General features: G+C 68.5%; 10 protein-coding genes and 1 tRNA gene. 4 read left to right on the top strand and 7 right to left on the bottom strand.

The genetic code is table 11. From position 1 onward, the window contains the following. From BGN95_RS21220 to BGN95_RS21195, 6 genes are all read right to left on the bottom strand, one after another. On the bottom strand, positions 1-1,659 hold a 1,659-nt coding region (locus BGN95_RS21220; protein WP_286773925.1), incomplete at its 3' end, for a TonB-dependent receptor. A 28-nt stretch (positions 1,660-1,687) separates the two neighbouring features. Next, on the bottom strand, positions 1,688-2,623 hold the full coding sequence (locus tag BGN95_RS21215) for a FecR family protein (RefSeq protein WP_286773924.1): 936 nt from the start codon (positions 2,621-2,623) through the stop codon (positions 1,688-1,690). Further along, positions 2,616-3,152 (bottom strand): RNA polymerase sigma factor, encoded by a 537-nt coding sequence (locus BGN95_RS21210; RefSeq protein ID WP_265269544.1) that lies wholly within the window; start codon positions 3,150-3,152, stop codon positions 2,616-2,618. Before BGN95_RS21210 ends, BGN95_RS21215 begins: the two co-directional genes overlap by 8 nt. A gap of 6 nt (positions 3,153-3,158) precedes the next feature. After that, entirely contained in the window at positions 3,159-3,971 is an 813-nt protein-coding gene (locus BGN95_RS21205) for a ChbG/HpnK family deacetylase (RefSeq protein WP_265269545.1), read from the bottom strand. Beyond that, on the bottom strand, positions 3,968-4,846 hold the full coding sequence (locus tag BGN95_RS21200) for a glycosyltransferase family 2 protein (protein WP_265269546.1): 879 nt from the start codon (positions 4,844-4,846) through the stop codon (positions 3,968-3,970). The genes BGN95_RS21205 and BGN95_RS21200 overlap by 4 nt, the downstream gene beginning before the upstream one ends. A 138-nt stretch (positions 4,847-4,984) precedes the next feature. Further along, positions 4,985-5,650, bottom strand: a complete 666-nt coding sequence (locus tag BGN95_RS21195; protein WP_286773923.1) for a uracil-DNA glycosylase — start codon at positions 5,648-5,650, stop codon at positions 4,985-4,987. A gap of 26 nt (positions 5,651-5,676) precedes the next feature. Here BGN95_RS21195 and folK point away from each other — a divergent pair, with 26 nt between their 5' ends. The 3 genes from folK (at position 5,677) to BGN95_RS21180 (ending at position 8,431) form a co-directional block, all read left to right on the top strand. Beyond that, on the top strand, positions 5,677-6,165 hold the full coding sequence (gene folK, locus BGN95_RS21190) for a 2-amino-4-hydroxy-6-hydroxymethyldihydropteridine diphosphokinase (RefSeq protein WP_265269548.1): 489 nt from the start codon (positions 5,677-5,679) through the stop codon (positions 6,163-6,165). Further along, a tRNA-Lys gene (locus BGN95_RS21185) sits at positions 6,166-6,241 on the top strand. Between the two features lie 567 nt (positions 6,242-6,808). Further along, complete coding sequence (locus tag BGN95_RS21180; RefSeq protein ID WP_286773922.1) at positions 6,809-8,431, top strand: DUF4347 domain-containing protein; 1,623 nt, start codon at positions 6,809-6,811, stop codon at positions 8,429-8,431. Between the two features lie 3 nt (positions 8,432-8,434). Here BGN95_RS21180 and ilvD read toward each other — a convergent pair whose 3' ends face one another. Next, positions 8,435-10,288, bottom strand: a complete 1,854-nt coding sequence (ilvD, locus tag BGN95_RS21175) for a dihydroxy-acid dehydratase (RefSeq protein WP_286773921.1) — start codon at positions 10,286-10,288, stop codon at positions 8,435-8,437. Between the two features lie 105 nt (positions 10,289-10,393). Here ilvD and BGN95_RS21170 point away from each other — a divergent pair. Continuing rightward, the coding region (locus BGN95_RS21170; RefSeq protein ID WP_286773920.1) for a LysR family transcriptional regulator at positions 10,394-10,898 on the top strand (505 nt) is incomplete at its 3' end.

Here is a 10,898-nt window from a genome sequence, read left to right as displayed (position 1 = left end):
CATTCCGATCGAATCCGATTTGAACTCGGCGACGCGCCCGATGCCGCGCGCCACCGCGAGCCCGCCGGTGCGGAACCCCGATTGGTAGCGCGCATAGACCGATAGCCGCGGCGCGAGCTGCCACGACAAGGCCAGCGTCGGATCGACGCGTCGCGTCATCCGCCCGCGCACCAGATCGCCCGCGCGGGGCTTGAGCGAGGGATAGCCGTCGACCCGCGCCTGCGTCGCGCGCAATCCGATCGTCATCGACAGCCGATGCGTGAGCGGCTCGGTAAACTCGCTGAACAGCGACAGATTCTGCGAGACGTTGGTGACGCCGATGATCTCGATCGGGTCGCTCGCCGGGCCGAGTTGCCGGTTCAGCGAATCGCGATTGCGCAATATCGCCGCGCCGACCACCCAGGATTGGCCGTCGGCACGCGACCGGCTGAGCCGCACTTCCTGCGTCCACAACAGGTTCGACCGCACGGTATTATACGCCACCGTCCCGCGCGATCCCGCGGGGGTCGCATCGAACCAGTCGTCGGCATCATATTGGCTCACCCCGCTCACCGAGACGAGTTCGAGCCCGCTCGCCCAACGCTTGCGGATATGCACCCGCCCGAGCACGATGCTGTTCCAATAAGGCTGTGCGATCCGCGCCGAGCGCACCAGGCGATCGCCGCCCGAATCGATATATTGCGCGTCGCTGGCGGAATTGCGCTGCCCCAGCACGCTGGCGTCGATCTGCCATCCGTCGCCCGCCTCGACCCGCACCGCCCCGCGCCCGCCGACGCGATCGAGGTCGTTGATCGCGTGTCGGTGGAGCATCCGGTCGTCGATATAGCCGCCCTCATGTGCGCGATAGCCGACCAGCCGCACCGCCGCGGTGTCGCCCGCCAGCGGCAAGTTGACGAAGCCAGACACGTCCCCGCCCGGCCCGCCGTCCGCCGTCGCGCTGGCGCTGGCGGTGATCCCGGCGTGGAAGACGCCGGGCTGCGCGGGATTGGGGATGATTCGCACGATCCCGCCGATCGCGCCGGCGCCGTAGAGCGTGCCCTGCGGCCCCTCCATCACCTCGACCCCGCGGATGTCGACCAGTGCCAGCCCCGGCTCCGGGGTCGCGTAGTTCATCTGGATGTCGTCGAGATAATAGCTCGTCGTCGACTGGGTCGCGCCGTCGAAGCTGCTGTCGGCGATGCCGCGGATGAAGATCTTGTCGCGCCCCACTCCCAGCGCGGTCGCCTGCAGCACCGGGGTCGAGCGCGCCGCATCGGCAACGCTCGACGTCGCGCCGGTGGTGGCATCGGCATGCGGCACGATCGAGGTGATCGAGGCGGGAAAGCGCAGCAACGGCACATGCTGCTTGCTCGCGGTGACGATCACATCGGCGGCGTCTTCCGGCGACGGCGGCGGCGGAGCCACGGACGCCGGCCGGCTCGTCGCAGCGCGCACGATGCGATAGCCGTGCGGCGCGATGCGCTCGGCGCGATAGCCGGTGCCGCGCAACATCCGGCGCAACGCCGTTTCGAGCGGCAGCCCAGGCGGCGGCAGGCGGACCCGGATCGCGCGCAGACCCGGTTCGAGGCTGACGATTTCCTCGCCGCTGCGCGTGGCAAGCTGGAGCAACGCCGCTTGCAACGTGATCTCGCCGCGGGTCTGTGCACCGGCAGATGGCACGGCGGCAAAGAGCGCCGCCGCTGCTATGCTAGCGCGCAGGATCGGTCGATGGCGCGATGATCCAACCAACCCCCTCATTCGACACGCGCATTCCCGTCAGCCTTGCCAAATGCGCCATGTCCCGCGGCGTGTCGCCCGTCAATCGGATCACGCCGGTGAAAGGAGTCATCGCGATCCGCTGGTCGACGCGCACGTCGCGCCCGGCAACCAGCGCGATCGTCTCTGCGGCGATCAGGATCGGCTGGCCGGTGAAGGTCAGAACCCGCGTCTGATCCGGCGCGACGCGCGAACGGATCACGCGATTGCCCGGCAATACGCTCAACGCATCGCCCGCGGCCAGCGCGATCCGGCTGTCACGCGGATCGAACAGCACCGCGCCCTCGGTGACGCTGACATCGACGCCGCGCGAGTCATGCGTCACGGCGAAGACGGTGCCGACGTCCTGAATCTCCCACGCGCCGGCACGGACGGTGAAGGGATGATCGGCATCATGCGTGACGCGGAAGGTCGCACGGCCGCTTTCGAGCGTCGCGCTGCGCGCACCGGCCTCGACCCGCGCGCCTGCCGCCAGCGCGATACGCGTTCCGTCGCCGAGCGTCACCGCTCGCGGCGTGGTCGCCGCGATCGTCACCGGCGCAGGTGACCGAAGCCCCGCCTCGCGCAGCCCGACCGCCCCCGCGATCGCCGCCGCCAGCGCCCCCGCCGCGAGCGCGACGCCACGACCGCGCCGCCACCAGCGCACCGGCGCCTCATCGTCGTTCGCCGCGATTGCCGGCACCGCCGCCGGATGACGCGTGGCATCCGCCAGGCTCACCGCGTCATAAGCGCGGGCGTGCGTCGCATCGGCCTCCAGCCAGGCGGTGAACGCTGCCCAGTCGGCCGCGCCCATCGTCTCCTGCCGCAGGTGCCAGGCGATCGCGGCGTCGAGGACCGCCTCGTCGATGTGCGTGGCGATGTCAGTCATCGTCCCCTCCATCCGCCAGCGCATGCAGCCGGCGATAGGCACGCTGGAGCAATTTCTCCACCGCACTGACCGATATGTCGAGCCGCGTCGCGATCTCGCGTTGCGGCACCTGATCGATGCGAAACAGCCGATAGGCGAGGCGCATCCGTTCCGGCATCGCGGCGATCACCCGATCGGCGTGGCGCAGCGCGTCGCGCGCCAGCAATTCGCGTTCCGGCGAAGGCCGGTCGGTCGCCACGTCGCCCGACGCCGCCCAATCGGTTTCCAGCACCGCGCGGCGCTGCGCCGCGATCCGCCGGTCGGTCGCCAGATTGTTCGCCATGCGCATCAGATAAGCGGCCGGGTTGGCCAGCTCGGGCTGCGGATTGGCCGCGACGCGCAGCCACAGGTCCTGCAGCGCATCCTCCGCGTCCGCCGCGCTGCCGAGCCGCGCCGCCAGCAGCCGCAACAGCTGCGCGCGCTGCTCGCGATAGGCGGCGACGAGCCCCGGCGCCGCCATTACCTGCGTTTCCGCGGTGTCGACGCGCACGAACGATCATCCGCCGAATTCCAGCCCATAAGCGCGAGCAATGTCCGCGATCTGCATCCGGTGCAAGGCCGAGGCCTCGCGCAGCCGCGCCGCCGCGATCGTATCGCCCGGCAGCTCGCCGGCGCCGGGGTGGCACATGATCAGATGCACCGCGCCCGGCCGGCGCAGGAAGCGGGGGAAGACGCGCTCATAGTCGCTGTTGAAATCATAATGGCCGGCGAAGCTGCTGTTGCACGCCAGCCCGCGCTGCGCCGCCGCCCGGCGCAGCCCGCGCGCATGATAGGCGCTGCCGATCGCCTTGCCGCGATAGGGGCGCGCGGCGATCGCGCTCATCCGGTCACCGCAATCGCGGATCCACGCCGCCGGCGCATGCATCGCCACCGCATCGAGGAACAGCCGGCGGATGCCGGGCAGCACATGCGCATGCTGATGCGCGTCGACGAAATCGGGCATGCGGCCGGTCGCGCGACGGAAGGCGCGGAATTGCGCCGCGATCTCGCCCTCGATCTCCTCCAGCGGCAGATTGCCTTTCATCGCCGCGACGGTCAGCGGATCGATCTCCGGCATCACGCCGCCGTCGGGGACATATTCGGGCATGTCGGTGAGCGGCGCCTCGCCGGTCAGCGTGAGATGCAGCCCGATCTCGATTCCCGCGGGCAGATCGTCGAGCAGCCGCGCATCGGCGGTCCAGCCGGGACAGACCGACATGCAGCTGATCGCATTGAGCCGCCCCTCATGCGCGAGCGCGACGATCGTCTCGCTGATCGGGCGGGAAAGCGCGAAATCGTCGGCGCAGAGGATCAGCCGGGCCTTGGTCATGCCACGACCGCCGGTGCAAAGACCGCCGCGGGCGCAGTGGCGCGCTGGTAGCGCCGCTCGCGCAGCCGGTCGCTCGACAATTGCCGCTTCGCGAGCCGCGCCGCGAGGTGATTGTAGAAGAACCAGTCGCCCGTCTGCGTCGCGGCGGTGACGATATAGCAAAGCCGCTCCGCCAGCGTCCAACGCACCGAGGCGCGGTCGCGCTTGCGCGGCGAGGGCGAGCACCACAGGCTGGTGCTATAATCCATCGCCCCGTGTTTCAGCACGCGGTGAATGATCTCGTGATCCTCGAGCACCAGATTCCAGCGCTGCGGATCGAACCCGCCCGCCCCGCGCAACGCGGCGGTGCGGAACACCTGCCCCGCGCCGCCGGCGTGGCATTGTGCCGGCAGCAGGCGCGCGGCGATATTGACGTGGAGCGCCGACGCCACGCGCCGTGCGGTGCCGGCGGCGCGCGCGACGAAATACGCGCCTGCCGCCGCCACCCCGGTGCGCTCCAGCAAGGTCTGCGCGGTGGCGAGATAATGCGCGGGATACCAGGTGTCGGCGTCGCAGGTCGCGACGAACGGGGTGGTGACGCAGGCCAGCCCGGCGGCGAGCGCGGCGACCTTCCCCGGCCGGCGCTCATGCACCAGCACATAGGGCAGATCGTGGTCGCGGCACGCCGCGACCGCCACATCGGCGCTGTCGTCGGTGCTGGCATTGTCGATCAGGATCACCAGCGGCCGCTCGTCCTGCCGTGCGAGGCTCGCTACGGTATCGCCGATGCAATCGCGTTCGTTGAAGAAGGGCAAAAGCACCGACCAGTCGCGCCGCGCCGCCGCCTCGCCGATCTTCAGCCCCAGTTCGTCGTGACGCAGAAAATCCTGAAACACGCCTCGCCCTCCCGTGCGGCATGGGTTGCGGCGGACTTCCCCCTTGCCCGCCGCACTGACATGACGACACGGCGCGCACCGACCCGCACGGGTGGGGCGAAATTTTTTTCGGATAGCTCAGCGGCTGGGCGAAGAGCGCTACACAGCCGCCCCGCGCAACGCCACGGCGCGCGCGAACACCGCCTCGAACATCTCGGCGGTCAACCGCCCGGTATTCTGGTTGTAGCGCGAGCAATGATAGCTATCGATCACGATCCGGCCGTCGGGCATGCGATGCTCGGCAAGATGCGCGAAGCGTGCCTTGGGCAATTTGCCGCCCAGCACCTTCACCGTCGACTGATGCGCCACCTGCCCCAGCGCGACGAACACCCGCGCCGCGGGCAATGCCGCCACCGGCGCGGCGAGATAGCGGCGGCAGGTGTGCGCCTCCTCCGGGGTCGGCTTGTTCCCCGGCGGGAGGCAGCGGACGGCGTTGACCACGACCGCCCCCTTCAGCGCCAGTCCGTCGTCGGGTCGCCCGTCGAACGTCCCCTCGCTCAGCCCGAATTTGGCAAGCGTCTGGTAAAGCAGCGCCCCCGCCGCGTCGCCGGTGAACGGGCGCCCGGTGCGATTCGCGCCGTTGATGCCGGGGGCGAGGCCGATGATCGCCAGCCACGCCGCGGGGTCGCCGAACGCCGGCACCGGGGCGTTCCACCAATCGGGGTGATCGCGGCGCATATCCGCGCGCAGCGCGACGAGCCGCGGACACAAAGGGCAATCGCGCGGCGGCTCGCTTTCGGGCAGGGGTGAGGATGCGAAAATCATCATAAATCGCTAGAGGCTCGCGCGGGATGACGCAAAGCTACCTCATCGCGCTCGGCTCGAATCGCCCCGGCCGGCACGGCGGCCCGCGCGCGGAGATACGCGCCGCGCTCGCCGCGATCGGCGCGACGCGCGCCTCGCCGATCATGACGACCGCGCCGCTCGGGCCGTCGAATCGCGCTTATGCCAATGCGGTGGCGAGAATCGAGGACGAGGCCGATCCCCCTGCCCTGCTCGCGCGGCTCAAGGCGATCGAACATGATTTCGGCCGGCGGCGCGGGCGGCGCTGGGGCGCGCGGGTGATCGATCTCGACATCATCGCCTGGTCGGGCGGGATCTGGCGCTCGCCGGGGCTGACCGTGCCCCACCGCGCGCTGCGCGAGCGCGATTTCGTACTCACGCCGCTGGTCGCTTTGGCCGCCGATTGGCGCGATCCGGTGACCGGTCTCAGCGCACGACAGCTTCATGCACGGTTGACCCGGCGGCGCGCGCTCCCTAACCGGCAGAAACGCTGGTGAGGGTCCGTAGCTCAGTCGGTAGAGCAAGCGACTTTTAATCGAGAGGTCCCGGGTTCGAATCCCGGCGGACCCACCAGCCTTTCCCTCCACGCATTGTCGATCCGGCGACCCCGCTCCAGCTACCTGCTGTAAGCGACCGATCCCGCGCGCCGAATCCGCTTGCGGCCCGGCCTCGCAATGCCGACGCAAGAGGCCGAACACCGTTACAGCGTCTGCTTAACGCTGATTCAACGCATGAATTGCCCCATTATAAAATGATTTGCCGCTTTCGCCGGGGCGACATGCGGTTAAGATGGACTATATTTCCAAATAAGCACCGCCGAAGGCGCGATCACTCGGGACATTGGTATATATTCGATATATAGCTTTACTCATGTTTACCGAGTTCAAGCAGCAACTTTATCGAACGCGTAATGTTTCTTCGGTATATAATGTACCCAGTTTATTGAGGTTCCGTTCGTAGTCGATTCAATTACTTAGCAGGGCTCGATGCCGGTTGCCGCCTTGTCGATCGCGAAGGACGGTCATCCCTCCAAACCTTCGCCGGTGGCGTCAAATCATCGTCCGGCCTGCAGCAGGGTAACTATAAGATTGAAATAGAATATTTTATCCGGCGGACAGCGCGAATGTCAGGAGTAGATCGGTGGCGAGTAAGGCAAAACGCACGGGACAATCGCTCGGCGGGACGGCCGGGCGGCATTTTCTCGCGCTCGAGCCGCGGATGATGTTCGACGGCGCGGCGGTGGGGACCGCCGCAGCCGGCGCCGAAGGCCTTGTACCGACCTCGGCGGCGGCGCCCGCCCCCGACGCCGGCTGGGCCGCCGCCGATCAGCCGAGCGAGGAGCGTCCAACGCAGGACGAAACCCGCGATACCGCGCTCGCCGACACCGCCCCGCCGCCGCGCGCGATCGTCTTCGTCGACGGCGCGGTGAAGAATTATCAGGACCTGATCGCCGGCATCGACGGCGATTATGAGATCGTCGTGCTCGATCGCGATAGCGATGGCGTCGAGCAGATCGCCAATATCCTCGCCGCGCGGCGCGGCGTTTCCGCGATCCACATCATCTCGCACGGCGACGACAGCAATGTCCGGCTCGGCACGGCGGTGCTAAACCGCGCGACGATCGCGGGCGAATATGCCGACGAGCTCGCCATCTGGGGCGCGGCGCTCACCGAGAGCGGGGATCTGCTCATCTACGGGTGCGATTTCGGCGACGACGGCGCCGCGCTGGCGCTGCTCGCCGATGCGACCGGCGCCGATGTCGCCGCCTCGACCGACGACACCGGCAGCGCGCAACGCGGCGGCGACTGGGATCTGGAGGCGCGCGCGGGGACGATCGAGGCGGCGACCCTCGCCGCGCCCGAGTGGGACGGGCTGCTCGCCGCGCCGACGCTCGATACAGCCCCCGCGCTGACCTATACCGCGGCGGAGGATGCGCCCGCGCCGGCCAACGGCAGCGCGGTCGGGGTGCCCGTCTCGACCTATACCGGCGGCATCAGCGATACCGATGCCAATGCGCAAAAGGGCATCGCGATCACCGCCAACGGGCAACAGGTGAAGGCGGGCACGCCGATCGCGCGGCTCGTTTCGCCCGATATCGATCGCGACATCGCGCGCACCCGGGTGCAGATCGCCGAGCTCGAAGCGCGATCCGGTCGTGCGACCGCCGATGCCGAGGATCGCGCCAACTTCCGCGTGCTGCGCTCCGACCTCGCGGGGCAGCGACTCAACCTCGCGGGGCTCGTTGCGCGACGCGAGAAATTGACATTGGTTGCGCCCGCCGACGGGATGATCACCGATATTTCCGAGCAGATGACCGCCGGGCGCTGGCTGAGCGGCGACGAGCCGATCGCGCGGCTGGTCTCGCCACGCAGGTACGACGTCCAGGCCTATGTCGACGAAGCCGATTTATGGCGGCTCGAGCCCGGCGCGACCGCGCGTTTCGTCCCGGACGACGCCGCCAGCGCATCACGCCCGGCGCGGCTCGACGAGATCGCATCCGCGGCGGCCGAGCAGATGGAATTCCCCGCGCTTGCCTCGACCAACGGCGGGCCGATCCCGGTCAACCAGCGCGACGATGGCGCGTTGAAGCCGCTCAAGGCGATCTATCGCCTCCACCTCACGACCCCGACCGATGCCGACGCGGCGAACCGGCTGGCGCAGCGCCGGACCGGCGTGGTGGTGATCCACGCGCGGCCGTCGAGCCCGTTGCTCCAATGGTTCCGCGCGATCGGCCGGATCTGGCGCGCCGAGCGGCCGGTTTAGGTCCTACCGCCGGCTAAGCTGCGTCACATCGCGCACCGCGCCGCGCGCGGCATTGGTGGTCAGCGCGGCATAGGCCTGCAACGCGGGCGAAACGACCCGCTCGCGCCCGATCGGCTTCCACGCGTCGCGCCCCTTGGCGTCCATCGCCGCGCGCCGCGCCGCGAGCACCTCCTCCGCGACGACGAGATCGATCGCGCGGGTCGGGATATCGATGCGAATCGTATCGCCAGTTTCCACCAGCCCGATCAGCCCGCCCTCGGCGGCCTCGGGCGAGACGTGCCCGATCGACAGCCCCGAGCTGCCCCCCGAGAAACGCCCGTCGGTGATCAGCGCGCAGGACTTGGCCAGCCCCTTCGATTTCAGATAGCTGGTCGGATAGAGCATCTCCTGCATCCCCGGCCCGCCTTTCGGCCCTTCGTAGCGGACGATCACCACATCGCCCTCGGTCACCTTGCCGCCGAGGATCCCCGCCACCGCGGCATCCTGGCTTTCGAACACGATCGCCGTGCCCTCGAAGGTCAGCATCGACGGATCGACCCCCGCGGTCTTCACGATACATCCCTCGGGCGCGAGATTGCCGAACAGCACCGCGAGCCCGCCATCCTTGCTGAAGGCATGTTCGGCCGAGCGGATCGCCCCGGTCGCGCGATCGGCATCGAGCTCGTCGAACCGCGCCGACTGGCTGAACGCGACCTGCGTCGGCACATTGCCCGGCGCCGCGCGATAGAGCGTCAGCACCTTCTCGTCGTCGGTGCGGGTGATGTCCCAATGATGCAGCGCCTGCGCCAGCGACGGCGAATGGACCGTCGGCAGGCTGGTATCGAGCAGCCCGGCGCGATCGAGCTCGCCCATGATCGCCATGATCCCGCCGGCGCGATGCACGTCCTCCAGATGGACGTCGGCGACCGCCGGCGCGACCTTGCACAGGCACGGCACGCGGCGCGACAGCCGGTCGATATCGGCCATCGTGAAATCCACCTCGCCCTCCTGCGCCGCCGCGAGCAGATGGAGCACGGTGTTGGTCGAGCCGCCCATCGCGATATCGAGGCTCATCGCATTCTCGAACGCGGCGCGCGTCGCGATGCCGCGCGGCAGCGCGCGCGCATCTTCCTCCTCATACCAGCGCCGCGCGAGGTCGACGATCAGCCGCCCCGCCTGGCGAAACAATTGCTCGCGATCGGCATGGGTCGCGACGATCGAGCCGTTGCCCGGCAGCGCAAGCCCGAGCGCTTCGGTGAGGCAATTCATCGAATTGGCGGTGAACATCCCCGAGCACGACCCGCAGGTCGGGCAGGCCGAGCGTTCGATCGTCGCGACTTCCTCGTCGGTGTAGCGATCGTCGGCGGCGACGACCATCGCGTCGATCAGATCGAACGACTGCTGCTTGCCCTTCACCTCGGCCTTGCCGGCCTCCATCGGCCCGCCCGAGACGAAGATCGCCGGGATGTTGAGCCGCATCGCCGCCATCAGCATGCCGGGGGTGATCTTGTCGCAATTGGAGATGCACACCAGCGCGTCGGCGCAATGCGCATTGGCCATATATTCCACCGCATCGGCGATCAGCTCGCGCGAGGGCAAGGAATAGAGCATCCCGCCATGCCCCATCGCGATCCCGTCATCGACCGCGATCGTGTTGAACTCCTTGGCGACACCGCCGGCGGATTCGATCTCGCGCGCGACGAGCTGGCCGAGATCCTTCAAATGGACATGCCCCGGCACGAATTGCGTGAAGCTGTTGGCGATCGCGATGATCGGCTTGCCGAAATCGCCGTCCTTCATCCCCGTCGCGCGCCACAGGCTGCGGGCGCCGGCCATGTTGCGGCCGTGCGTGCTGGTACGGGAACGGTAATGCGGCATGTAACGATCTTTCCGGCTTGGTGGAATCCGCGCAACTTTATCGCGCGCGTATCCGTGAGTAAAATATATTATTGAACGCCCATTAGGTCATTGTAGATATAAGAAATGGATGTGCGCCAGCTCCGCCATTTCGTCGCCCTCGCCGAGACGCTGCATTTCGGGAAAGCGGCGGCGCGGCTGGGGATGACGCAGCCGCCGCTCAGCCAATCGATCCGCGCGCTGGAGCAGGATCTCGGCGCGCCGCTGTTCGCGCGCACCCGGCGCAGCGTCGCGCTGACCGCGTTCGGCGAGCAATGGCTGCCGCATGTCCGCGCCGCGCTCGCGGGGGTGAATGCGCTGGGCGATATCGCGCGCGGCATCCTGAGCGGGGACGCCGGGCGGCTCGAATTGTCGTTCGTCAGCACCGCCGATTACAGCATCCTGCCCGCGCTGGTGCAGCGGTTCAGGCGCGCCTATCCCGAGGTCGATCTCGTGCTGACCGAGGCGACCAGCGACGTGCAGGTCGCCGCTTTGCTGGAGGGCAAGGGGCAGATCGGCATCGTCATCCCCGATCGCGCCGCGCCGCTGCCCGATCCGCTCGCCTATCGCCAATTGGTGTCCGAGCCGTTGG

Source organism: Sphingomonas sp. 66-10 (assembly GCF_001897045.1).
In the GTDB taxonomy this organism is placed as follows: Bacteria; Pseudomonadota; Alphaproteobacteria; order Sphingomonadales; family Sphingomonadaceae; genus Sphingomonas; species Sphingomonas lycopersici.
The sequence above is the reverse complement of the archived record's forward strand: the minus strand, read 5'-3'. Positions and strand labels throughout refer to the sequence as shown.

What these genes read in the sequence shown, in the direction of transcription:
- BGN95_RS21215 (WP_286773924.1), bottom strand. Translation starts at nt 2,623, where the DNA reads ATGACTGACATCGCCACGCACATCGACGAGGCGGTCCTCGACGCCGCG.
- BGN95_RS21205 (WP_265269545.1), bottom strand. Translation starts at nt 3,971, where the DNA reads ATGACCAAGGCCCGGCTGATCCTCTGCGCCGACGATTTCGCGCTTTCC.
- BGN95_RS21195 (WP_286773923.1), bottom strand. Translation starts at nt 5,650, where the DNA reads ATGATTTTCGCATCCTCACCCCTGCCCGAAAGCGAGCCGCCGCGCGAT.
- folK (WP_265269548.1), top strand. Translation starts at nt 5,677, where the DNA reads ATGACGCAAAGCTACCTCATCGCGCTCGGCTCGAATCGCCCCGGCCGG.
- ilvD (WP_286773921.1), bottom strand. Translation starts at nt 10,288, where the DNA reads ATGCCGCATTACCGTTCCCGTACCAGCACGCACGGCCGCAACATGGCC.